Raw genomic sequence first — 24,055 nt, 5'->3', positions numbered from 1 at the left:
TGCAGGGGCTCGCATGTTGCGGCAGCCGACCATGCCGGGGTGGCATTGCTACCGCGTCAGAGCGTGGTGCCTGGCCATTCGCCGCTGCCCACCATCGCGTGGACCTCCGCCCTGAGGAATTCGGCGAAGCTGGTGGTCAGGCGCGAACCGGGCCGGTTCAAGGGCGACATCAGTACCAATGTGCGGTCGATGGTGCGCCGGATGATGGGCCGGGCGATAAGCCGCCCGTCGCGCACTTGGTTGATCACACTGACCAGCGGCAGGATGGTGCTGCCGAGCCCGCGCTCGACGAAGACGAGCATTGTCGGCAGGATGTCGATCTCGAGCACCACGTCGAGGTCGATCTGCTCGTCGCGCGAGATCGCTTCGATGCGCCCGCGCAGCCCATGCTCGGGGTTGGGCAAGATGAGCGGCTGCGCCAGCGCCTCGGCAAACGGGATCGGCACACCGTCCCGGCCGGGGGCCGTGCGCGACGACTGGATCAGGAACAGTTGTTCCCTGATCATGGGGTGCGTCCTGATCGAGGAGGACTTCTGCCCCTCGTAGGCCACCCCGAGGTCGATCTTTCCGCGCAGCAGCCAGTCCTGCACATGGCCGCTGAAGCCGGAGATGACCCGCAGCTTCACTTGCGGATAGCGGGCCATGGTCCGCTCGATCATGTGGGTCGCGAGGATTTCCGACACGGTCGGCGGCAGGCCCAGCGTTACCGCGCCCGAGAGCGGCACACGGTGTCCCGAAATGTCGCCCGCCATGTCCTCGACCTCCTCGAGGATCGCCCTGGCACGCCGCGCCAGCCGCAACCCCTCCTCGGTCGGCATGACGCCGCGCCCGTGGCGGCGCAACAGCGAGACGTTCAACTCCTCCTCCAGCGCCTGCACCTGCCGGCTCAGCGCCGGCTGAGCAAGACGCAGGTGATCGGCCGCGGCGGTGATGCCGCCGAACTCGACGACATGGATGAAATTGCGCAGCTGCTTCAGTTCCATTCATGCCCCGACCATATCGCTGATATGTCTATAATGCATTTGAAACATACCTGCCAGCCCGGCAGTCTTGTGCCGTACAGGACGTCATCCCTGTTTGGAGTGCGCCAAAGCGCGCCTGACGGGGAACGGGTGGGTGGAGGATCGACCCGTGGACGGCTGCAAGCGCACAGGGAGGATAGCATGAAGACCGCGATCACTTACGGAGCCGCGCTGAGCGGCCTCATGGCGCTGGGGGCGCTCACCGCCTCGGCGCAGGAGCTGCCGCAGACCATGGTCTGGACCTCCTACGACGTCGGCTCCGCCGGCTATGCCGAGGCCTCGGCCATCGCCGACGCCTTTGGCAAGGAGTTCGGCACCCGCGTGCGGATCCAGCCCTCGGGCAGCGGCATCGGCCGCCTGCAGCCGCTGCTGCAGGGCAAGGCGGATTACGCCTTCCTCGCCACCGAGGCCTTCTTCGTCGCCGAGGGCGCCTTCGATTTCGCGACGCCTGACTGGGGTCCGCGCAACCTGCGCGCCGTGGCGGGCCGACCCGCCGGCATCACGCTGATCGCGGCGGGCGACGCCGGGATCGACACGGTCGAGGACGCGCGCGGCAAGCGCATCGCCTTCGTCGCCGGAAACCCTTCGGTGAACGTCAAATGCGAGGCGATCCTCGCCTTCGGCGGGCTGACGCTCGACGATGTCGAGGTGATCACCTTCCCGACCTACGCCTCGGCCATGTCGTCGATGACGCGCAACGAATCCGACGCGACCTGCACCACGCCAACCACCAGCCAGCTCTACGAGCTCGCCGAAAGCCCGCGCGGCATCCACTACGCGCCGCTCGAGGCGGACAACACCGCCGGCTGGGAGGGTCTGGCCAAGGTGCTGCCGATCATGGGGCCCTCCGACGAGGACATCGCCGCCGGTCTGCCCGAGGGCGAAATCGCCAAGATGGCGGCTTACCGCTACCCGGTGATCACCACCACCGCCGAGAAGTCCGCCGACGAGGTCTATGCCTTCATCAAGGCGCTCGACGAGACCTACGACCTCTACAAGGACGGCACTGCCACGATGGAGCGCTGGACGCTGGAGATGTCGGGCAAGCCGGCGATCGACGTGCCGTTCCACGAGGGCGCGATTCGATACCTCGAGGAAAAGGGCATCTGGACCGAGGAGGACACCGCCTGGAACGATAGGCGCACCGCCCGGATGGATGCGCTTCTCGCGGCATGGGAGACGTTCCAGTCTGAGAACGAGGGCCTCGAGGCCGAGGCCTTTGCCGAGGCCTGGATGGCCCGGCGCGCCGAGGTCGTGGCCGGCTTGAACTGAAGCGCGAGGCTCGGACGTCTCCCCGCCGCGACAACGGCCGGGGAGACGTCCCGCAAGGATCGGAACACCGCATGCAGTCGGAAAACACCACCGAGGCGCTGGCGCCGACAGGGCGAACCGCGCCTGCGCCGGGCGCCGCGCCGCGCCGCGGCATCATCCGCGTGATCGTCATGGTGATGGGCGCGCTCGGCGTCATGATGGCGATCAACCAGCAGTTCTTGCTGAACCTTTTCGGGTTCCAGCCGCTCGGCAACGCCTATCTCTACTACCTGATCGGGCTCTTTCTCGCGCTGGCCTTCCTGACCCTGCCCGCCAACCCGCTCAAGCCGCGCCAGCTGTGGTGGCTCGATCCAATTCTTGCACTTGCCGCCGTCGTCAGCGGCGGCTGGCTCGGGCTGCACGGGCTGGAGATTATCCAGAAGGGCTGGGAATACGACGCGCCGGTCACGGCCGACGTCATGGCTTTCGTGCTGATCGTCTTGGTGCTCGAAGGGGTGCGCCGTTCGGGTGGGCCGATCCTTCTGGTCACGGCGCTGCTGTTCGGTGCCTACCCGCTCTACGCCGATTTAATGCCCGGGTTCCTGTGGGGCACCGAATATTCGCTGGTCGGCACCGTCAGGGCGCATGTGCTCGGCGTTGAATCCATCATCGGCATCCCGATGCAGGTGGTGGCCGAACTGGTGATCGGCTTCGTGATCTTTGGCTCGGTGCTCGTCGCCACCAAGGGCAGCGATTTCTTCATGGAGCTGGCCTCGGCGCTGCTTGGTCACAGCCGCGGTGGCCCGGCCAAGGTCGCGGTGCTGGGCTCGGGCATCTTGGGCTCGCTCTCGGGCAGCGTGATTTCCAACATCCTGACCTCCGGGCCCTTCTCGATCCCGACGATGCGGCGCGTGGGCTATCCCGCACATTACGCCGCCGCGGTCGAGGCCTGCGCTTCTACAGGCGCCACGCTGATGCCACCGGTGATGGGCACCGTGGCCTTCGTCATGGCCTCGTTCCTCGGGGTGCAATATTCGGCCATCGTCATCGCCGCGGTGATCCCGGCGCTGATGTTCTATGTGGCGCTGCTGCTGCAGGTCGACATGTATGCCGCGCGTCGCGGGCTGATGGGCCTGCCGCGCGAGGAGCTGCCACCGCTCTGGCCGGTGCTCAAGTCGGGCTGGCCCTATCTTCTGAGCCTCGCGGTGCTGATCTTCGTGCTGATGGGAATGCGGCTCGAGGCGCGCTCGCCCTATTACGCCTCGGTGGTGATGCTGGTGGCGACCGCGTTCAACCGCGACACCCGGCTGACATGGGCACGCGCCAAGGCGCTGCTGCTCGACACCTCATCGAACATCGCGAGCCTCGTCGCCGTGTTGGCCGGGATCGGCCTCGTCGTGGGCGGGCTGTCCTATACCGGCGTGGCGGGTGCCTTCTCACGCGAACTGCTGCTCTATGCGGGCGGCAACACCGCGCTCATGCTGATCGCGGGCGCCGTGACGAGCTTCGTGCTCGGCATGGGGATGACGGTGACGGCCTGCTACATCTTCCTGTCGATACTGCTCGCGCCCGCGCTGGTGCAGGCCGGGCTCAACCCGATCGCGAGCCACCTGTTCATCCTCTACTGGGGCATGCTGTCCTACATCACGCCCCCCGTGGCGCTGGCCGCGATCACGGCGGCCAACGTGGCAGGCTCCAAGCCGATGCAGACCGGCATTCACGCGATGCGCCTCGGCATGCCGCTCTTCGTGCTGCCTTTCATCTTCGTCTACGACCCGGCGCTGATCATGGAAGGCACATGGCTGCAGATCATCGAGCGGGTGGCGCTGACGCTGGTGGCGATCTGGGCGATCACCTCGGCCTTCGAGGCCTGGATCTACGGGATCGGCCGGATCGGCGTGCCGAGCCGGATCGCCTTCGCGGCAGGCGGCGTGCTGATCCTGTTTCCCGAACTGACGACCAGCCTCATTGGCGCGGGCGTCCTGGCTGCGGTGATCGCCGTCAATCTCGGGCTGAAACGGCGCGCCGGCACCGTCAAGGTCTGACCAGAGAGACAAGAGAGACTTATGGACAAGAGCAAGACGGATCTGGCCGAGGCGGTGGCCCCGATCACCGACGGCGCCTCGGTGATGATCGGCGGTTTCGGCTCATCGGGCATCCCTTTCGGGCTGATCGACGCACTGCTCGAGCAGGGCGCGACCGGGCTCACGGTGATCTCCAACAACGCGGGCGCGGGCGACACCGGCATCGCGAAGCTTCTGAAGGAGGGGCGGGTGGCCAAGGTCATCTGCTCCTATCCGCGCTCGCCCGGCTCGATCTGGTTCGAGCGGCGCTTCGAGGCGGGCGAGATCGCGCTCGAGGTCGTCCCCCAAGGCACGCTGGCCGAACGCATCCGCGCGGCGGGGGCAGGGCTTGGCGGGTTTCTCACGCCCACCGCCTACGGCACGCTTTTAGCCGAGGGCAAAGAAACGCGGATCATCGATGGCAAAGGCTATGTGCTGGAGCCACCGCTTCCAGCCGATTTCGCGCTGCTGCGCGCAGATCGCGGCGATCCTTGGGGCAACCTGAGCTACCATGCGACGGCGCGCAACTTCAACCCGGTGATGGCCATGGCCTCGCGCCATGCGGTGGCCGAGGTGCGGCAGCTGTCATGCACGCCGCTCGATCCGGAACTGGTGGTGACGCCGGGCATCTTCGTCCAGGGCGTCGTGGAATACGGGGTGCGCCCATGAGCGTCATGTCTTTCAACTCTCTGACCGATGCCGAGCTGGCCGCGCGTGTCGCGCGCGACATCCCCGACGGCACTTACGTCAACCTCGGGATCGGCAAGCCCACCCATGTCTCGGCCCATGTGCCCGAGGGGCGCGAGGTGATCTACCATTCCGAGAACGGTATCCTGGGCGTCGGCCCGACCCCGCCCAAGGGCGAAGAAGACCTCGAGTTGATCGACGCCAGCAAGCGCTATGTGACGACCGCGCCTGGGGCGGCCTATTTCGAACACGCCGACAGCTTCGCGATGATGCGCGGTGGTCATATCGATATAGCCGTGCTCGGCGCCTACCAAGTGGCCGAAACCGGCGATCTGGCGAACTGGGCGACGCTCGACGAGAAGTTCCCCCCCGCCGTCGGTGGCGCGATGGACCTCGTGGTCGGGGTGCCGACCATCCTCGTGATGATGCGTCATGTCGACCGCGACGGCAGCCCCAAGCTTCTGAAACGCTGCACCTATCCGCTGACGGGCCTCGGCGTCGTGCGCCGCGTCTACACCGACCTTGCGGTGCTCGACATCACACCCGATGGCTTCGGGCTCGTGGAGCTGACCCCCGGCAACAGCCTCGACGCCGTGCGCGCCGTCACCGGGGCCAACATCCTGACCTGAAAGGACGACCCATGCCCAAGCGCAAGGACCACCTGACCTCCGAGATCGGCTGGAGCACCACCGACCGGATCACCGTGCGCGGCCTCGACCTGCCGAGCGAGATCCTGGGCGAGATGAACCTTGGCGACCTCGCCTTCCTGCTGACCGCGCACCGCAAGCCGACGCCCGAGGAGTCGAAGGTCTTCAACGCCATCGTCATCACGCTGGTCGAACATGGCATTACCCCTTCGGCCATGGTGGCGCGGCTGACCTACATGGGGGCGCCGGAGTCGCTCCAAGGTGCGGTGGCAGCGGGGCTCAACGGGCTGGGCACGGTCTTCGTGGGCTCGATGGAAGGGGCTGCGCGGATGCTCTACGAGGCGCTACCCGCCGAGCGGACAGGCCAAGGTGCCGATCTCGACGCGATCGCGCGCGAGGTCGTCGCCGATTACGCCGCGCGCAAGGCCATCGTGCCGGGGCTGGGCCATCCGCTGCACAAGCCCGTGGACCCGCGCACGCCGCGCCTGTTCGAGATCGCGGCCCAGAACGGCCTGTCGGGCGACCACGTGGCCCTGATGCAGGCGATCCAGCGCGAGGCCGAGGCGGCGCGGGGCAAGTCGCTGCCGATCAACGCCACCGGCGCGATCGGGGCGATCTGCTGCGAGTTCGGCTTTCCGTGGCAGATCGTGCGCGGCTTCGGCGTCATGGCCCGCTCGATCGGCCTTGTCGGGCATCTGCTGGAGGAGCGCAGCGATCCGATGGCCTTCGAGCTGTGGCAGAGGACCGAGGAAGAGATCCTGCGCAACAGCGGCCCGCAGGGCGGCTGAGCCGGGGGAGGGCATGGATCATGCGCGCGCGCTCACCGGGCCATCAGGGGCGCTGCCAAGGGTGGAGGACCGCATGGAGTTGATCGACCCGGGCGAGGACACGCCGCGCTTTCCGCTCTTCGTGCCCGCCGACAGGCCGGATGTCTTTGCCGCGGCCTGCGAGGCGGGGGCCGATGCCGTGGTCATCGATTTCGAGGATTCCGTGGCCCCCGACAGCAAGGCGGCGGTGCGGCGCATTCCGGCGGGCGCGCTGCCTGAACACCGCGCGGTGAAACTCTATCTGCGGGTCAACGGCACCGGCACGCCGTGGCACCGCGACGATGTGGCCTTTGCCCGGATGAGCGGCGTCGACGGCGTCGTGCTGCCCAAGGTCGAGAGTGCCGAGCAGGTCGCGCGGCTGCGCGCCGGTCTGGGAGAGGGGCAGCGGATCGTGGCGATGATCGAGACGGCACGCGGCCTGTCGAATGTCGAGGCCATCGCGCTGACCGCGGACCGGCTGGCGTTCGGCTCAATCGACCTGTCGGAGGACATGGGTTGCGCCCACACCCGGCTGGCTTTGCTGCCGCTGCGCAGCCGCATGGTGCTCGCCTCGCGGCTTGCCGAGCGTCCGGCACCGCTCGACGGCGTGTCGATCGGCGTGGAGGATGCGGCGGCGGTGGCCGATGACGCGCGGCATGCCCATGAGCTCGGCTTCGGCGGCAAGTGCCTGATCCACCCCCGGCAGATCGCCCCGGCGCGTGCCGGCTTCGGTGCGATCCCGCAGGATCTCGACTGGATCCGCCACATCGGCGCCATCGACGGCGGCGCGCCCGCCGAGCCCGTGCAGTCCCCGGTGGCGGTGCGAGCCCGGCGTCTTCTCGCGCGGAACGGCGCAGAGACAACGCGGCCCGCCGACCCGGCGACGCGCCCATCATCGACAGCAAAGTGAGGACGACATGACCGAGCAACGTCACATCACGGCAGGCGGGCCGGCCTCGGCGCTCAAGGCGGGGATGAAGCTGCCGCTGATCTGCGCGCCGATGTTCCTCGCCTCCGGCGTCGATCTGGTGGTGGCGCAGTGCTGCGCCGGGGCGATCGGCACCTTTCCGTCGCTCAACGCTCGCCCCGCCGAGCGTCTGGACACATGGCTCACCGAGATCGAGACCCGGCTGGAGACGCATCGCCGCGACACCGGGGAGACCCCGGCCGCCTACGGGGTCAACCTCATCGTCAACGACTACAACACCCGGCTCGACGACGACCTCGCCGCCATTGTGCGCCACAAGGTGCCGCTGGTCATCACCTCGCTCTCAGCGCCCGACAAGGTGGTCGAAGCGGTGCATGGCTATGGCGGCGTGGTGTTTCACGACGTGATCAAGCCGCGCCACGCGCGCCGCGCGCTCAAGGCCGGGGTCGACGGGCTGATCCTCGTCTGCGCGGGCGCGGGCGGCCATGCCGGCACGCTCAGCCCATTCGCGCTGGTCGAGGAGGTGCGCGGCTTTTACGACGGGCCGCTGGTGCTGTCGGGCGCCATCGCCAATGGCCGCGCCATCCTCGCAGCCCAAGTGCTGGGCTGCGAGTTTGCCTATGCGGGCACGGTCTTCATCCCGACCGAGGAGGCGATCGCGCCCGAGGGGCACAAGGAGATGATCCTCGCCGCCGCATCCGACGGCATCACCTACACGCCGCTGTTTTCGGGCACGCATGCCAACTACCTCACGGCAAGCGTCGAGGCGGCGGGCGTCGACCCCGAAGAGGCCCGCCGCGCGCAGCCGCGCCGTATGCAGGACAAGTCCGACCCTGAGCGGCCCAAGGCCTGGAGCCAAGTCTGGAGCGCCGGGCAGGCGGTGGCGCAATCACGCGCGCTGGAGCCCGCGGCACAGGTCGTGGCCCGTCTCGCGCGCGAATACGATGCGGCGCGGGCGGCGCTGCGCCAATGAGGGCGGGCGAGATGCCGGTAAGCGAGACAGGGGTGCCCGACAGCCGCGGGCAGAACAGCTACCGCAGCGATCCGGCCTTCGCGGCGCTGATATCGGTCTATCTGCCCGAAGCGCTGCGCCCGGTGATCGAGCCGCAGCTCGACCGCATGGGCGCGCTGGTCGGCGACCGGCTGGAAGGGCTGGCGCTGACCGCCGACAAAAACCCGCCCGTGCTGACGCTGCGCGACCGCACCGGGGCGGCGTGCCAGCGCATCGAGAAACATCCCGCCTATGTCGAGCTCGAACGCTATGCCTTCAGTGAGTTCGGTCTTGCCGCCATGTCGCATCGCGGCGGCGTCTTCGGCCAGCCGGACGCGCTGCATCCGATGGCGAAATACGCGCTGGTCTATCTCTTCGTACAGGCCGAGTTCGGCCTGTGCTGCCCCCTGAGCATGACGGATTCGCTCACCCGCACGCTGCGCAAGTCCGGCTCGGGCGATCTGATCGAGCGCTATCTCGACCGGCTGACCAGCCAGGGCATGGACGAGCTGTTTCAGGGCGCGATGTTCATGACCGAGCAGGCGGCGGGCTCGGATGTCGGCGCGGTGGAGACGGTGGCGCGGCACGAAGAAAGCGGCTGGCGGCTCTACGGCGACAAGTGGTTCTGCTCCAACCCCGACGCCGCGCTTGCGATGGTGCTGGCGCGGCCAGAGGGCGGCGGCGCGGGCACAGGGGGGCTGTCGCTGTTCCTGCTGCCACGGCACCTGCCCGACGGCAGCCTCAACGCCTACCGGATCATCCGGCTCAAGGACAAGATGGGCAGCCGCTCAATGGCCTCGGGCGAGATCGTGCTTGAGGGGGCGCAGGCGCATCTGGTGGGCGAGGCGGGGCAGGGCTTCAAGCAGATGACTGACATGATCAACATGTCGCGTCTGGCCAACGGCGTGCGCAGCGCCGGGCTGATGCGCCGCGCGGTCTCGGAGGCGCTCCACGTCGCCCGCAACCGCTGCGCCTTTGGCCAAAAGCTGATCGAGATGCCACTGATGCGGCGGCAACTGGCGAAGATGCATCTCGCCGCCGAGCAGGGCCGCGGCATGGTGTTTCATACCGCGCGGGTGCTGGAGGCGGCTGATCGCGGCGACGCGGGCATGGCCCGCGTGCTGCGCATCCTCACACCGCTGATCAAGTTCCGGGTCTGCCGCGATGCGCGCAAGGTGGCGGGCGACGCGATGGAGGTGCGCGGCGGCTGCGGCTATATCGAGGAATGGTCCGACGCGCGGGTGCTGCGCGACGCGCATCTGGGCTCGATCTGGGAGGGCACGAGCAACATCGTGGCGCTCGACGTGGCCCGCGCCACGCGGCGCGAGGGCGCGCTCGATGCCCTGCTCGATTATCTGCGCGACTGCCTGCACGAGGTCGAGCCCGATCTCGCACAACCTTTGAACGAGGCGCTGACGCGCGCGGCCGCACTGATGCGCAGCGTCGCGGGGCAGGAGGGCCCGCCCGAGCCGCATGAGACGCGCCGCGCGGCGACGGCGCTTTATGACGCCACCTCCGGCGTCTTTCTCGCTTGGGAAGCCGCGCGGCTGAGCCAAGGTGCAGCCGCGCGGGACCGGACACGGCTCGCAGGGCTGGTCCTGTCCGAAAAGCTCGCCGCGCGAGACCCGCTCGCCCCCGCTATGCCCGAGCCGGACTGGCTGCACGATCTGCTGCTGCGCGCGGGCGGTGCGGAGGAGCCTTCATCATCCCGGACAGGAGACCCGAAGCCATGACGATTGCCCGCACTCTCGCTGATTTCGCATCCGGGCCGGTGAATGCGGACGCGCGGATGCAGCGGTTCGTCACCCTGTCGCTGTTCGACTGGGCCAGCGTCGGCCTTGCCGGCACGGGCGAGCCCGTGGCGCGAGCGGCGCGCGGCATGGCGCTTGGCGGTGATGCCATGCGGGGCGCCACTCTCCTGGGCGGCGGTCGCGCGCAGGCGGCGCAGGCGGCCTTGGTCAACGGTGCGACAAGCCATGCGCTCGATTACGACGACACGCATTTCGGCCATATCGGTCACCCGAGCGTCGCGGTGATCCCCGCGGCACTGGCCATCGCAGAGACCGAAGGCGAGGTGGCCGATCCGCGCGTGGCGCTTGCCGTGGGGCTGGAGGTGGCCTGCCGGGTCGGGGGCTGGCTGGGGCGCAGTCACTATGAGGCGGGGTTTCACCAGACCGGCACCTCCGGCGCCTTTGGTGCCACGGCGGCGGCCGGGCGGATGCTGCGGCTCGATCCTGAGCGCATGGCGCAGGCGCTGTGCCTGACCGCGACCCGCGCGGCGGGGCTGAAAAGCCAGTTCGGCACCATGGGCAAGCCGCTGAACGCGGGCTTCGCCGCAGAGGTCGGCGCGACCTCGGCGCTGCTGGCGCGGGCCGGCGCCACCTCGGCCCCCGATGCCATCGAGGGCGCGCAGGGCTTCGGACCGACCCATGCGGGCAGTGCTGATGCCTCGGCGCTCGACGGGCTCGGGCGCAGTTGGATCTTTCCAAACATCTCCTACAAGTTCCACGCTTGCTGCCACGGTCTGCACGCCATGCTCGAAGCCCTGCGCGAGATCCGCGATAAAGGCCTGAACGCCGCCGAGATCGAAAGCGTGACCGTCCGCACCCATCCGCGCTGGCTCGCGGTTTGCAACCAGCCCGAACCCACCACCGGCCTGCAGGCGAAGTTCAGCTACCGTTTGACCGCCGCGATGATGCTCGCGGGCGTCGATACTGCGGCATTGGACAGCTACAGCGACGCCATCTGCGCCCGCGCGGACCTGCGCGCTCTGCGCGACCGGGTGCGGGTCGAGACCGACGAGGGCCTGAGTGACAGCGCCGCAGAGGTTTCGGTGATCGCTTCGGGCAGGACCCACGAGGCACGTCACGACATCCTCGCCCCCGTCGATCCGGCGCTGATCGAGCGGCGCCTTCGCGACAAGTCGGCGACCTTGCTGGGCGAGGCCGGGGCCGAGGCGCTCTGGCGCGCGGTCGCGCGGATCGACGAGGCAGAAGGGCTCGCGCGGCTCATGGCCCGCCTTGGCGCGCGGACCGCTCGGAGCGCGGCTAGGGACGGCTGACCCCGGCCCTGTGACACTGATGCCAGTTGCGACAGTGGGTCGGCACCGGCTGTTGATGATCCGCACGACGTCCTCCCAAGGCAGCCGGGGCCGGAACCTGCCGTACGGCAGGTAGCCACTGCTGTGCATCGCCGTTGAGCTTGTCGAAGTAGCTGCGGTCGCGCGCCCGGCTGACCGTGGCGATCGCCTCCGGGTCGCGGTCGCGCAGGCCGGGATTGCCACCGACGCGGCCCTGCTCGCGCGCCAAGGCCAGCCCCGCCAGCGTCCGTTCGCGGATCAGCGCGCGCTCGAACGGGACTGTCAGGTTGTTTTGGGTGGACGGAGAAGCTGCCGCCCGCGACCGCTCACGCGGACAGTTCGGTCGTGTAGGCGGCCCAGATGTCGAACGCATCCCGTCTTGCGTTGCGGTAAGAGCGGGCGGAGAGGCGGTGACGGCGTGGACGGAAGATGGCAGCTGTCTGGTCGTGGACCGACAAGAACCGCTGGGCGTGTCGCGATGACTTGAACCGCCCCATGATTTTCTCTCGTCGGCGGGTGTGCCGGTGCGATGCTTCGGCCGCGTTGTTGATCCCCTTGTGCCGGCGATGCGCGACGCCGGGGGCGAGTTCCGCCTTCGCGGCCGGATAGGATCCGAGCTTGTCGGTCACCATCACCCGCGGCAGACCCCACCGCTTGAATAGCTTGCGAATGAACCGCCTAGCGGCCGCCGTGTTGCGGCGCGACTGCACGAGGATGTCCAGCACGTCGCCGTTCGCGTCGATCGCCCGCCACAGCCAATGTCTGACGCCGTTGATCTTGAGGACGACCTCGTCGAGATGCCATTTGTCGGTTGGCCCGGGGCGGTCGCGTCGAATCTTCGCGGCGAACTGCGTCCCGAACTTCGCGACCCAGATCCGGATCGTCTCGTGGGACACAGTGACCCCGCGCTCCGCGAGAAGATCCTCCACATCGCGCAGGCTAAGAGCGAAGCGGTGGTAGGCCCAGACGGCGTAGCCGATCACGGTCCGCGGAAATCGATGGCCCTTGAGGCGCGAGAGATCGTCGAGGTTCAGCATGTCAGCCGGCTATCCGGCCTCCGCAGCACCATCAACCTGACAATGCCCCTCCGCAGCACCATCAACCTGACAATGCCCGCAGGACTGGTCCGGCATGAGCGACGTGATCGAGCCCTGGCTCGACGAGGCGGGCGAGGAGCTGGCGCGCGCCGCCGCCACGGTCTGCGCGGTGATCGACTTTGAGGCGGTGCTGATCGATGGCGGCTTTCCCGAGCAGGTGCGCGCGTCCTTGGTGGAGCGGGTCAGGGCGGGACTCGACCGGGTCGATCTTCGCGGTTTGATCCCGCCACGGATCGAGGCGGGCGCGGTGGGTGGCAATGCGCGTGGTCTCGGCGCCGCCTGCGCGCCGATCTTCGCGCAGTTCCTGCTCAACACCCATTCGGGGTTTGCCACCGGTTGACCTGGTGCGACAAGCTCGATGTCGTTGGCGAGCCACCTTACTGTAATCATGGGCGATGCACGTCGATTGCCATTTATGCAACCCAGTGCCCCTGCATGTGGCTCGACAGCCATATGCGCCTGCGTTGCGGTGGCGCAGAGACCGTTTACAGTATCAGATCGGGCCACCGACCCTTGGCCTCGGGGCCCTTCGCGCTCGAAGTCATGGGATATGACATTCTGGGCAACTCCCGCGCTCGACATCCGCTTAGCGCGATCTCGCAGCGCCGAAGGTTGTCGGTCTGCAAGATGAAGGCAATCTGCTGTCTTCCGAACCAAGATGTCCGCATCGGTCTTCCTCGCGTTGCATACCCGGCAGCTTACGAGAACTCTCCCAGATCGGGCGGTTCAGCTTTGCGGAAGTAGGCTCGTGCAGCACTCAAGTAGGCTGGTCCAACTGGCGCCGATCTGCATTGGCCCGACACACCCCTTACTGTGTATCAGCGCTCTCCCATCCGTCGTAATGGGCCGGGCAAGCGATCGCCTGCAAATCGCATCGGAGGCAGTATAGGCGGAACATTTTCCCTAATTTGTCATTCCGCGAGAAATATTGTGCCCGCAGTCAACGACCCGGGCCATTCGGCACTGGCATGTCCCGGCGGACGCTTCCAAAAGGCGCCGCGCAACCGCGGTCCCACGTGTGGCCGCGGTGCCCGGAGGCTCGAGAGGGAGAACACATGAACCAGCCGACACGATTTCTGCATGCCGGCATGAAGCTGCCCTTCATGCTCATCGTCACCTGTTTTGCCGCCTGGGGCATCGCGGCCAACATGACCGACCCACTTGTGCAGGTCTTTTCCAAGATCTTCTCGATGAGCGCGTTGCAGTCCTCGCTGGTGCAGTTCGCCTATTACGGAGCCTATTTCTGCCTCGCCTTGCCAGCGGCCTTCATAAATCGACGTTACTCCTACAAGACCGGCATCCTGGTCGGGCTGGGCTGCGCGATCGCGGGCGCCTTCCTGTTCTATCCGGCCAGCATATCCATGACCTATGGCTTCTTTTTGGTGGCGCTGTTCTTGCTGGCGGGCGGGCTGTCGATCTTGGAGACGTCGGCCAACCCCTTCGTTATCGCCATGGGACCGGAGGGCAACGCCACGCGCCGGCTCAACCTCGCCCAGGCTTTCAACCCGGTCGGCACCAATATTGGCGTGTTCCTGTCAGCGGCGCTGATCCTGCCCAACCTGAACACCGCCGACGCAGACGCGCGCGCCGCGATGGGAGCGGACGCGCTGCGGGCGCTGCGCGCCGAGGAGTTGCAGGCGGTGATGGTCCCCTATGTCGGATTTGCCGTGGTGCTGGTAGCGATCTGGATTGCGATCGCGCTCAGCCGCATGCCCACGCCGAGCGAGCGCGAACTCGAGGCCGGCCACGAGGTGCATTTCCAAGCGACGCTGAAGCGGCTTCTGAAGAACCGCCATTACAGCTTCGGCGTGGTGGCGCAGTTCTTCAATGTCGCGGCCCAGACCTGCGTCTGGACCTTCACCCTGCAATACGCGATGGCGGCGATCGGCACCGACGAGGCCGGGGCCGGCTGGTATCTGCAAGCCAGCCTGCTGGTATTCCTTGTATCGCGCTTCGCGATGGTCTGGGTGATGGGTTTCGTCCGGCCTGCGCTGCTGCTGGCCGGCTTGGCGCTGACGGGGGCAGGGCTTGCACTCTATGCCGCGCTGGTGCCGGGCCTGTCGGGCCTGTGGGCCGTGGTGATGATCTCGGCCTGCCTGTCGCTGATGTTCCCGACCATCTACGGCATCGCCCTCGAGGGGCTGGGCGAGGATACCAAGTTCGGTTCGGCCGGGCTGGTGATGGCGATCCTGGGCGGCGCGCTGCTGCCATTGGTGCAAGGCGCGGTGATCGATGTCGCCGGCGCGACCTTCTCCTATGTGGTGCCGGCCGCGGCCTTCCTGGTCGTGATGGGATACGGGCTGTTCGACTTCGCCGCCGTGCGGCACGGGGCGGCCCGGGCGGCCTAAAGGCGGCCGAATTTCGCAATTGCCCCGCCCGCCGTGTTGTCTAACCCTGTGCGGCGGACGGGGAGGAGTACGACATGCGGGACATGACCCTGCGCCAGGTCGAGGTGGTGCGTGCCGTGATGATGACCGGCACCATCAACGGCGCGGCCACGCTGCTCGGTGTCTCGGCGCCCGGCGTCAGCCGGCTGGTCAAACATACCGAAGAGTCGCTCGGGCTGCGCCTGTTCGAACGCAAGGGCGGGCTGTTCGTGCCATCGGTCGAGGCCGGGCCGATCTTCGAGCAGATCGGCCGGGTCTACCATAATGTCGAGAACCTGACCTATGCGATCGCCTCGCTCCAGCGCGGCGAGGACGCACAGCTGGCCTTTGCCTCGGCCCCCTCGATTGCCCAGTTCATCGCCGCGCGCGCGATCCGCAGGCTCAGGCGGCGCTGGCCCGATCTCTACATCGATCTCAATATCCTCAAGATCGAGGAGACGCTCGACTACCTGCTTCTCGAGCGCGGCGAGTTCGTGATGATGAGCTATCCTGTCGATAACCCCGCCATCGAGAGCGAACCGGTGGCGACGGGGCAGCTGGTTGCGGTGGTGCCGGAGGATCACCCGCTGGCCGCGTTCGAGACGGTTTCGGTCCATGAACTCGCGCGCGAGCCGCTAATCGGGGTCGATCCGACCGATCCCTACGGCGCAATCCTGCTCGCCCCCTTCGAGGCGGCAGGGCTCAACCCGCGCCAGTCGATGCGTGGCCGCTTCGCGCAGACCGTGGTGAGCCTCGTGCGCCACGGGCTCGGCGTGGCGCTCATCGACGAGTTCTCGGTGGCAGAGGTCTACATGCCGGGGCTGGTGCGGATCGCGCTCGAGGAGGACAGCTCGATCACCGCCTATGCCTGCCGCAAGAAGGGCAGGGTGCTATCGGGCTTCGCCGAGCAAGCGATTGCCGATCTGCGCGCGGAGCTGACCGGGGCGGTATCGAGACGCGACTGGGCCGGGCCAAATAATTAACATCAGGTTAACGCGTGGCCAATCTCGGCATTTGACGTTATCGCGGCCGCGGGGTCATGATGCTCCTTGTCGCACGGGCATGGGAGCGCCCGGCACACAACCGATCCTTGGGAGGATGACATGAAGACGCTGTTTACGGGCGCGCTGGCCGCGCTTGCTTTCACTGCCGTTCCGGCGCTGGCCGAATACCCCGAGAAAGAAATCCAGGGCATCATTCAATGGGGCGCCGGCGGCTCGACCGACACGGTGATGCGCGCGGTGACCCCTCATGCCGAAGAGGTGCTCGGCGGCAAGGTGGTCATGCAGAACATGACTGGCGGCGTCGGCGCCATCGCGGTCAAGTTCGCCTCGGCTCAGGATGCCGACGGTTATACCCTGCTGATGGGCGCCGAGAACCCGCTGCTCTACAAGGTGATGGGGCTCGGCGACATCGACTATTCGAGCTTCGTGCCGGTCAACGTGATCGCGCGCGGTGTGCCGATCCTCGTGGCCAACAACGATGCACCCTTCGACACGCTCGAGGAGATGGTCACCTATATTCAAGAGAACCCGAACGAGGTGAAGTTCGGCTCCACCGGCCCGGGTGGCCTGCCATCGGTGGTTACCGCGATGCTCCAAAGCGAGATCGAGCTGCCGGTGACGGCGGTGCCCTATGATGGCGACGGCCCTGCGCTGACCGCGCTTCAGGGCGGCGCGATCGACGTGATGCCTGCCGTGCTCGGCGCCTCGATCGAGGCGATCAAGGCCGGCCGCATCAAACCACTGGCGCTGATCGATACACAGGCGAACGAGGCTCTGCCCGACGTGCCGCCGATCACCGAGGCCTACCCGGCTTTCGAGACCTACTTGCCTTGGGGTCCGTTCTTCGGTGTCTTCGTCAAAGAGGGCACACCCGACGATGTGGTCGCCAAGCTCTCTGAGGCCTATGCGGCGGGCGTCGAGAACGCCGATTTCCAGCAGCTGATGGACGACCGCGGCTTCCAGGTGATGAACATCTCCGGCGACGAGGCGCAGGAATTTCTCGACAAGTGGCAGTCTGTGACCAGCTGGCTGGTCTACGACGCTGGCATCGCCAAGGCCTCGCCCGAGGAATTCGACATCCCGCGTCCCGAGTAACGCGGACCGGCGGGCCGCCGCGCGCGGCCCGCCCCCCTTTCGGGGCCGTCCCGGCCCGGACATTCCCTTTCCCGCGTCCATGCCCCGCCAGGGAGGCGATTCATGCACGATCCATCCAAGAAGATGCCCGGTGAGACCGCCTTCGCGGTGGTCCTCGTCGGGTTGAGCGGCTTCCTGCTGTGGCAGGCGATCCTGATCTCGGGCTTCGAGGCGTTGTCCTCGCCCGGGGCGTTCCCGATGGCGGCGGCCTTCGCAATGCTGGTGACCTCGGTGGCGATCCTGATCAAGACGCTCAGGCTGCGCGAACGCGCGGCGCTGAGGTTCTTCTCGGACGTGGCCCCGCCGGTGATCCTGGCGATGTTCGCGATGATGCTGGGCTATGCGCTGCTGCTGAAGCCGCTGGGATTCCTGCCGACATCGCTGCTGTTCCTGACCGTATCGATCTATGCGCTGCGCCGCCGGGGCCTGCTGTGGTCCTTCGGCGTCTCGCTGGCCTCGCTGGCCGTGGTCTATGTGATCTTCCGGTTGGTGTTCACCGTGCTGATGCCGTCGGGCCTTGTGCCCGAGGGCGAGATCCTGGCCTGGCTCGGCCACCTGTTCTCCGGGGGTCACATACAATGACCGAAGCGCTGCAATTCTTCCTGATCTCCTGGCTTGACCTCAAGCTTCTTGGGCTGGTCGCGCTTGGCACCTTCGCGGGCATCTATGTGGGCGCCATCCCCGGCCTGTCGGTGACCATGGCGGTGTCGATCCTTATCTCCTTCACCTTCGCCTGGGACGTCTACCCGGCGCTGTGCCTGATGGTCGGCATCTACATGGGCGGCGTCTATGGCGGCTCGCGCACCGCGATCCTGCTCAACATCCCCGGCGCGCCTTCGGCGATCGCTACCGCGCTCGACGGCTATCCGCTGGCGCAAAAGGGACAGGCCGGTGAGGCGATCGGGCTGTCGACCGTCATGTCCTTCGTCGGCGGCTTCATCGGCATCGGCGTGCTGGCGGTGGCGGCACCCTTCGTGTCGGAGTTCGCGCTGACCTTCCAGCCACGCGATTACATGCTCTTGGCCATACTCGGCATCCTGCTGGTCGGCTCGCTCTCGGGCGAGAGCCTGCTCAAGGGGGTGTTCGCGGGCGCGCTCGGGCTCCTAATCGGCGCGGTCGGCCTCGACCCGCTCACCGCCGAGGAACGCTTCACCTTCGGCATGGTCGAGCTGTGGGGCGGGATCTCCTTCATCGCCGTGATGATCGGTCTGTTCGGCGTCTCCGAGGCGCTGATCCAGCTGCATCACATCGACAAGGCGGCGGTGAAGCAGACCATCGGCCGGATCGTGCCGTCCTGGCGGGCAGTTGGGAAATACCTGCCGCTGTCGCTGCAGACCTCGTCGATCGGGGTGATCATTGGCGCGCTGCCGGGCACGGGTGGCGACATCGCCGCGCTGATGGCCTACGACCACGCCAAGCGGGTCACCAAGAAGCCCGAGGTCCCGTTCGGCGAGGGCGCGCAGGAAGGTCTGGTTGCGCCCGAGACCGCCAACAACGCCGCTGTCGGCGGTGCATTCATCCCGATGCTGACGCTGGGAATCCCCGGCGACGCGGTGACCGCGATCATCATCGGCGCGATGTTCATCCACGGCCTGAACCCCGGCCCCATGCTGATGATCGAGCAGCCGCAGATGTTCTGGTTCATCACCGGCGCGCTGGTGCTGGCCAACATCTTCATGCTGATCTTCGGCCTGACCGGCATCCGGTTGTTCACCAAGATCGTCGAGATGCCGCGCGCGGTGCTGATCCCGCTGATCCTGCTGCTGTCGATCGTCGGCGCCTACGCAGTCAACAATTCGATCACCGACGTCTACTGGATGCTGCTGTTCGGCGCCTTCGGCTACCTGCTCAAGACCTACGGCTACCAGGTCGGCCCCGTCATTCTCGGCGTGATCCTGAGCCGGCTGATCGACGAGAACTGGCGCCGGGCGATCATCTCCGAGCAGGAGGATCTGGGAAGGCTGTTCATGGGCATCCTCACCAGCCCGCTGTCGCTGGTGCTGTTCGGCGCCGTCGTCTTCATCTTCATCAGCCAGACCCCGCTCTGGACCGGGTTGCGCGCTCGCTTCGGCACCGCGCGGGCCCGGGGCGACGGGGTCTGACATGCCAAGGGACCATACCATGCCAGGCGACACGCTCCGACTTGGGCTGATCGGCGATAACATCCGCGCCTCGCGCTCGCCGCTGCTGCATCGCATCGCCGGCGAGATGCTGGGGATACCGACCGTCTATGACAGCCTGATCCCCGCCGAGCTCGGCCGTGACTTCGACGCAGTGTTTGCAGATTGCGCCGCGACTCGGGCCGGGATCAACGTCACCTACCCTTACAAGGAGGTCGCGGTGCGCAAGGTCACCGTCGACGACCCGCTGGTGCGCGGCATCGGCGCGGTCAACACCGTGCTGTTCGAGGCCGACGGGGCAAAGGGGCACAACACCGATTTCACCGGCTTCAAGGCTGCGCACGCCAGGGTGCGCGGCGCGGCGGCCCCGGGCACGGTGCTTATGATCGGCACCGGCGGCGTGGGCCGCGCCGTGGCCTTCGGGCTGGCAGGGCTGGGCGCCACCGCGCTGCGGCTGGTGGATCGCGATCGCGCCAAGGCCGAGACGCTGGCCGCCGAGCTCCGCGCCGCGGCGGCGGCGATGACGGTCGAGGTGGCAGGCGACGCCGAGGCGGCGGCGCGGGGATGCGACGGGCTGATCAACTGCACGCCCCTCGGTATGGACGGCTATCCCGGCACGCCGCTGCCGCGTGCGGCGATGGCGGGCGCAGCCTGGGCTTTCGACGCGGTCTACACGCCCGAGGACACGCAGTTCCTCACCGATGCGGCAGCCGAGGGCTTGCAGATCATCTCCGGCTGGGAGCTCTACTTTTACCAGGGGGTCCACGCCTCACGGCTCTTTACCGGACGCAGCCTTGACGAAGACGCGCTGCGCGCCCGGCTCAGGGAGGACTGATCATGCGCCGCTCCATCGCCACGGTCTCGGTGCCCGGCAACCTGCGCGAGAAGCTCGAAGCGATCGCGGCGGCGGGCTTCGACGGCATCGAAATCTTCGAACAGGATTTCATCGCCGAGGCCGGCTCGCCCGCCGAGATCGGCGCGATGATCCGCGACCACGGGCTTGGAATCGAGATCTTCCAGCCGTTTCGCGACTTCGAGGGGCTGGTCGGTGCGCGCCGCGTGAAGGCCTTCGACCGGGCCGAGCGCAAATTCGACCTGATGCAGCAGCTCGGCACAGATCTGGTGCTGGTCTGCTCGTCGGTGGCGCCTGATGCCATAGGTGGCATAGACCGCGCGGCGGACGATTTCCGTGAACTGGGCGAGCGGGCGGCGAAGCGCGGCCTGCGCGTCGGCTACGAAGCGCTGGCCTGGGGGCGGCATGTCAACGATCATCGCGACGCTTGGGAGGTGGTGCGTCGCGCCGACCATCCCAATGTCGGCCTGATCCTCGACAGCTTCCACACGCTGGGCCGCAAGCTTGACCCCGAGACGATCCGTCGTGTTCCGGGCGACCGGATCTTCTTCGTGCAGCTTGCCGACGCGCCGATGATTGAAATGGACCTGCTCTACTGGTCGCGCCACTTCCGCAACATGCCGGGCGAAGGCGATCTCGATGTGGCGGCCTTCATGCGCGCGGTGATGGCCACCGGTTATCGCGGGCCGGTCAGCCTCGAGATCTTCAATGACCAGTTCCGGGGGGGACGGCCCGAGACGGTGGCCCGCGATGGGCATCGCTCGCTGGTGCATCTGCTCGACCGGGTGCGGCGCGAGGAGCCGGGAGTCGACGTGGGCCTGCCCGCCATCCCCGACCGCATCGCCGCCACCGGGGTCGAGTTCATAGAGTTTGCAACTTCCGCTGCCGAAAGCGGCGATCTGACCCGCCAACTCGCCGCGCTCGGCTTCGCGCGCACGGGGCGGCACCGAACGAAGTCGGTCGAGCTGTGGCAGCAGGGCAAGATCCGAATCGTAGTCAATACCGAAACGAGCGGCTTCGCGCACAGCGCCTACGTCACACATGGCACCGGGATCTGCGACATCGGCATCGGCGTGTCGGACGCGGCCGCAACGATGGAGCGAGCACGTGCGCTCGGCGCGAACCCCTTTCACCAGCCGGTCGGGCCGGGCGAAACCGACATTCCAGCGATCCGGGGTGTCGGCGGCTCGGTGATGCACTTCATCGATGACAGCGCCGATCTCGCCGGGGTCTGGGAGCGCGAGTTCGTTGCTGAGGCCAACGCAGGATCAGGCACAGGGGGGGACGATGCCGGCCTGACCCGCATCGACCATCTGGGCGAGACCATGGCCTATGATGAGATGCTGAGTTGGGCGTTGTTCTACACTTCGATATTCGATCTCGCGAAATCCCCGATGGTCGACGTCGCCGATCCCGACGGGCTAGTGCGTAGCCAGGCGATCGAGGCGCCCGAAGGCGCGCTGCGGCTGACATTGAACGGGGCAGAGACGCATCGCACCTTCGCAGGCCGCTTCCTCGCCGACAGTTTCAATTCGGCCGTGCAGCACACCGCCTTCGCCTGCGACGACATTCTTGCCACCTCGACCGCATTGACGAGGATAGGCTTTGCGCCGCTGCCGATCCCGTCGAACTATTACGATGACCTCGCTGCACGCTTCGATCTGGATCCCGCCCTGCTGGCCCGCTTGCGGGCTGGTCAGATCATGTATGACCGGGATGCAGGGGGCGAGTTCTTTCAGCTTTACTCCCGACCGACGCCGGGTGGGCTGTTCTTCGAGATCGTCGAACGGCGCGGCGCCTATGCGGGCTATGGCGCGACGAACGCGCCGTTCCGCATCGCCGCCCAGAAGCGGTTGGTTCGGCCGAAAGGGATACCGAAATCATGAACGGTATCACGGATGCGGGTTTGACGACGTACCGGTGGGTACTGGGCGACGCGCATGTCGACCGTGGCGAGGCGGCCCGGACCGGCTTCGGCGCGCCGTTCCGGGCGCTGATCACCGATGCGGCCTGAGGCCATGTCTGGAGCCGCGGCATGATCAGCGACCGCGAGCGCTCGATGCTGACTTCGATCTTGTCATAGCTCTTTAACTGGACGTCTGCGCGACCCGGGTAATCATGGCAGAGCCAGCCACAACACGACGCTGATCGTCACGAATGACGCGGCAGTCATCGCCAGCATTGCGACAGCCGCGCTGCGCTCCTGACCGAAGCGCTGTGCCAGAATCGGGTAGATCCCCATTGCTGGCATGGCTGACATGATAACCGCCGCAGCTGCGAGGCCCTCGTCGCGCACCCCCAGCCCGGCAGAGGCCATCGCGACGAGCCCCAGCCCGACAGCGAGCGGGTGCAGCAGCAGCTTGCCGACTACCACCGGTATCACCGAGCCGTTCACTGCACTAAGCGGCAAGGTAGCCAGCGTACCGCCGATCACCGCCAGCGACAGCGCAGCGCTGGAGTTCGCAAGGGTCTCGACCGAGCGCTCGACCAGCAGGGGCAGCTGCAAGCCGAACCATGAAATCGCCATGCCGAGCGCCAGCGCGAGGATGATCGGGTTGCGGATCAGCCGCGCCCCGATCATGAGTGCCAAGCGGTGCCCCTCTTGCCCAGCCGAGCTCGCCCGCTCGGCCATAACCAGCACCAGCGGAATCATCACCAGGTTTTCGACCACCATGTTCATTGCCAGCGCCGAGGTAGCCACGGATGGCAGCGCCATGAGGAGCACTGGGTAACCTATGAAGCCGCTGTTCGCGCAAGACATACCCATGGCATGAAAGGTGCTGGCCTGTGGCGAATGATCCCGACGCCGCATCCACCAGTATCCCGCCACGAAAACCGCGAGCGAGCCAAAGAGCATCGCGGCGAGATAGCCGGGATTGGCAATCTCGCTCAACGGGCGTTGCGTTACCGCTCGGAAGATCAGCGCTGGCAATGCGAAGCTGACAACGAATTTGCCCAGCGTTGCCGTGTCGCTCGCGCCGAGCACGCCCATCCGCACGGACAGGTAGCCTACGCCAATCAGGACGAAGATCACGCCAGTGGTCGAAAGAATGTCGAACATGAACCCTCGCATTGCGGCCGGCAAAAAGCGTAAGAATCCGGCCGTTGAAGGTCCCGGCACCTCCGGCCATGCTTGTGAGACCACCTTGGTTCTTAGTCGAATACATTCACTAAACAACTGAATAGCTCCGTGGTCAGTGGATGCCCACTTCCTCAATCCTGAAACATGGATGCCATGATGAGGAGCAGCGGATCCGGCCATCAGGTTCAAGCGCGAGGCGATCGAAAAGTCACAAGCAGGTAGGCAAGCGGCTTATGGTTCCCAAGGAGAAACGGGCACTAACCATTTGGCAGGATCGGTTCCGGGCGGACTGCTTGACGGGCGGAGGCGGTAAGGAGAAATCGCAGGACGAAAGAGCGACAATGTGGAGTGCGATATGATTGTCGGCGTGCTGCTGGCTGCAGGCCGATCACGGCGCTTCGGTGGGACGGATAAGTTGCTGGCGCCGTTTGAGGGCCGCCCGTTGGTTGCCCATGCCGCTAGTGCATTGCGTGACGTGGGCCCTGACCGGCTCTTGGCAATCTGCACTGACCCGGCGGTGGTGGCACTGCTGCCGGGATATAAGACCTTAGCACCGGAGCCCTGCGGTGGTCTCTCGGCCAGCCTACGTGCCGGCGCGCGCCGGGCCCACGCGCTTGGGGCGAAGCGTCTGCTGGTGACCTTGGGCGATATGCCACGGGTGACACCTGCCTTCCTGCGCGAAGTGCTTGGCGCTTGTGACGATGCTTGCCCGGCAGCGGCGCATGACGGGTCACGGATTTCGGTGCCTGCGTGTTTTCCGGCAGGTATGCTGCCTGAACTTCTGACTCTTGACGGCGATCGCGGGGCGGCGGCGCTGCTGCGCGAGGCCGCTTCGGGCATGGTGCATCTGTGCCGCGCCGAGCCCTGCCTGCTCCTCGACATTGACACTCCTCAGGCACTGCGCGCCGCCCAAAGGAGTTAGCCA

Annotated in this window: 22 protein-coding genes; 19 read left to right on the top strand and 3 right to left on the bottom strand. The window is 66.9% G+C overall.

The window, feature by feature from the left end:
* Positions 1-56 precede the first annotated feature (56 nt).
* Complete coding sequence (locus T8T21_RS17980; RefSeq protein ID WP_322337796.1) at positions 57-983, bottom strand: LysR family transcriptional regulator; 927 nt, start codon at positions 981-983, stop codon at positions 57-59.
* Positions 984-1,163: 180 nt separating this feature from the next.
* On the opposite strand from T8T21_RS17980, the gene T8T21_RS17975 reads away from it, so the two are divergent.
* The 9 genes from T8T21_RS17975 to T8T21_RS17935 all read left to right on the top strand — a co-directional run bounded on the left by T8T21_RS17975 (position 1,164) and on the right by T8T21_RS17935 (position 11,456).
* Positions 1,164-2,294: a TAXI family TRAP transporter solute-binding subunit gene (locus T8T21_RS17975; protein ID WP_322337795.1), complete on the top strand. Its 1,131-nt coding sequence runs from the start codon at positions 1,164-1,166 to the stop codon at positions 2,292-2,294.
* A 71-nt stretch (positions 2,295-2,365) separates the two neighbouring features.
* The gene (locus T8T21_RS17970) at positions 2,366-4,318 is read left to right on the top strand and encodes a TRAP transporter permease (protein ID WP_407660147.1); all 1,953 of its coding nucleotides are present in this window, start codon (positions 2,366-2,368) and stop codon (positions 4,316-4,318) included.
* A gap of 21 nt (positions 4,319-4,339) precedes the next feature.
* Positions 4,340-5,005, top strand: coding sequence for a 3-oxoacid CoA-transferase subunit A (locus T8T21_RS17965; protein WP_322337794.1), 666 nt, complete (start codon positions 4,340-4,342; stop codon positions 5,003-5,005).
* Positions 5,002-5,652, top strand: coding sequence for a 3-oxoacid CoA-transferase subunit B (locus T8T21_RS17960; RefSeq protein WP_322337793.1), 651 nt, complete (start codon positions 5,002-5,004; stop codon positions 5,650-5,652). Before T8T21_RS17965 ends, T8T21_RS17960 begins: the two co-directional genes overlap by 4 nt.
* An 11-nt stretch (positions 5,653-5,663) precedes the next feature.
* The gene (locus T8T21_RS17955; protein ID WP_322337792.1) at positions 5,664-6,458 is read left to right on the top strand and encodes a citryl-CoA lyase; all 795 of its coding nucleotides are present in this window, start codon (positions 5,664-5,666) and stop codon (positions 6,456-6,458) included.
* A 13-nt stretch (positions 6,459-6,471) separates the two neighbouring features.
* Positions 6,472-7,386 (top strand): HpcH/HpaI aldolase/citrate lyase family protein, encoded by a 915-nt coding sequence (locus T8T21_RS17950; RefSeq protein ID WP_322337791.1) that lies wholly within the window; start codon positions 6,472-6,474, stop codon positions 7,384-7,386.
* Between the two features lie 7 nt (positions 7,387-7,393).
* Positions 7,394-8,377 (top strand): NAD(P)H-dependent flavin oxidoreductase, encoded by a 984-nt coding sequence (locus T8T21_RS17945; protein ID WP_322337790.1) that lies wholly within the window; start codon positions 7,394-7,396, stop codon positions 8,375-8,377.
* Between the two features lie 11 nt (positions 8,378-8,388).
* A complete protein-coding gene (locus tag T8T21_RS17940; protein WP_322337789.1) occupies positions 8,389-10,128 on the top strand; it encodes an acyl-CoA dehydrogenase family protein in 1,740 nt (579 codons plus the stop codon).
* Positions 10,125-11,456, top strand: coding sequence for an MmgE/PrpD family protein (locus T8T21_RS17935; RefSeq protein WP_322337788.1), 1,332 nt, complete (start codon positions 10,125-10,127; stop codon positions 11,454-11,456). Before T8T21_RS17940 ends, T8T21_RS17935 begins: the two co-directional genes overlap by 4 nt.
* Before the next feature lie 344 nt (positions 11,457-11,800).
* Here the strand turns inward: T8T21_RS17935 and T8T21_RS17930 are convergent, their stop codons facing one another.
* The gene (locus T8T21_RS17930) at positions 11,801-12,511 is read right to left on the bottom strand and encodes an IS6 family transposase (protein ID WP_322337787.1); all 711 of its coding nucleotides are present in this window, start codon (positions 12,509-12,511) and stop codon (positions 11,801-11,803) included.
* Positions 12,512-12,605: 94 nt separating this feature from the next.
* Here T8T21_RS17930 and T8T21_RS17925 point away from each other — a divergent pair, with 94 nt between their 5' ends.
* The 9 genes from T8T21_RS17925 (at position 12,606) to T8T21_RS17885 (ending at position 22,062) form a co-directional block, all read left to right on the top strand.
* Positions 12,606-12,911, top strand: a complete 306-nt coding sequence (locus tag T8T21_RS17925) for a hypothetical protein (protein WP_322337786.1) — start codon at positions 12,606-12,608, stop codon at positions 12,909-12,911.
* 715 nt (positions 12,912-13,626) lie between these two features.
* Entirely contained in the window at positions 13,627-14,919 is a 1,293-nt protein-coding gene (fucP, locus tag T8T21_RS17920; protein ID WP_322337785.1) for an L-fucose:H+ symporter permease, read from the top strand.
* Between the two features lie 74 nt (positions 14,920-14,993).
* Positions 14,994-15,920: a LysR family transcriptional regulator gene (locus T8T21_RS17915; protein WP_322337784.1), complete on the top strand. Its 927-nt coding sequence runs from the start codon at positions 14,994-14,996 to the stop codon at positions 15,918-15,920.
* A gap of 120 nt (positions 15,921-16,040) precedes the next feature.
* Positions 16,041-17,036, top strand: a complete 996-nt coding sequence (locus T8T21_RS17910) for a Bug family tripartite tricarboxylate transporter substrate binding protein (RefSeq protein ID WP_183475359.1) — start codon at positions 16,041-16,043, stop codon at positions 17,034-17,036.
* Positions 17,037-17,138: 102 nt separating this feature from the next.
* Positions 17,139-17,657 carry a tripartite tricarboxylate transporter TctB family protein gene (locus T8T21_RS17905; RefSeq protein WP_322337783.1) on the top strand — a complete coding sequence of 173 codons (519 nt, stop codon included), beginning with the start codon at positions 17,139-17,141 and terminating at the stop codon, positions 17,655-17,657.
* Positions 17,654-19,177, top strand: coding sequence for a tripartite tricarboxylate transporter permease (locus tag T8T21_RS17900; RefSeq protein ID WP_322337782.1), 1,524 nt, complete (start codon positions 17,654-17,656; stop codon positions 19,175-19,177). The genes T8T21_RS17905 and T8T21_RS17900 overlap by 4 nt, the downstream gene beginning before the upstream one ends.
* Before the next feature lies 1 nt (position 19,178).
* Positions 19,179-20,030, top strand: coding sequence for a shikimate dehydrogenase family protein (locus T8T21_RS17895; RefSeq protein ID WP_322337781.1), 852 nt, complete (start codon positions 19,179-19,181; stop codon positions 20,028-20,030).
* Between the two features lie 2 nt (positions 20,031-20,032).
* Positions 20,033-21,934 carry a bifunctional sugar phosphate isomerase/epimerase/4-hydroxyphenylpyruvate dioxygenase family protein gene (locus T8T21_RS17890; RefSeq protein ID WP_322337780.1) on the top strand — a complete coding sequence of 634 codons (1,902 nt, stop codon included), beginning with the start codon at positions 20,033-20,035 and terminating at the stop codon, positions 21,932-21,934.
* Complete coding sequence (locus tag T8T21_RS17885; protein WP_407660146.1) at positions 21,931-22,062, top strand: carboxymuconolactone decarboxylase family protein; 132 nt, start codon at positions 21,931-21,933, stop codon at positions 22,060-22,062. The genes T8T21_RS17890 and T8T21_RS17885 overlap by 4 nt, the downstream gene beginning before the upstream one ends.
* Before the next feature lie 102 nt (positions 22,063-22,164).
* Here T8T21_RS17885 and T8T21_RS17880 read toward each other — a convergent pair whose 3' ends face one another.
* Positions 22,165-23,109 (bottom strand): AEC family transporter, encoded by a 945-nt coding sequence (locus tag T8T21_RS17880; protein ID WP_322338005.1) that lies wholly within the window; start codon positions 23,107-23,109, stop codon positions 22,165-22,167.
* Between the two features lie 376 nt (positions 23,110-23,485).
* Between T8T21_RS17880 and T8T21_RS17875 the strand changes: the two genes are divergently transcribed.
* Positions 23,486-24,052 carry a nucleotidyltransferase family protein gene (locus T8T21_RS17875; RefSeq protein WP_322338004.1) on the top strand — a complete coding sequence of 189 codons (567 nt, stop codon included), beginning with the start codon at positions 23,486-23,488 and terminating at the stop codon, positions 24,050-24,052.
* Positions 24,053-24,055: the final 3 nt, after the last annotated feature.

The organism is Limimaricola variabilis (assembly GCF_034371605.1).
GTDB classification, from domain to species: Bacteria; Pseudomonadota; Alphaproteobacteria; order Rhodobacterales; family Rhodobacteraceae; genus Limimaricola; species Limimaricola variabilis.
The sequence above is the reverse complement of the archived record's forward strand: the minus strand, read 5'-3'. Positions and strand labels throughout refer to the sequence as shown.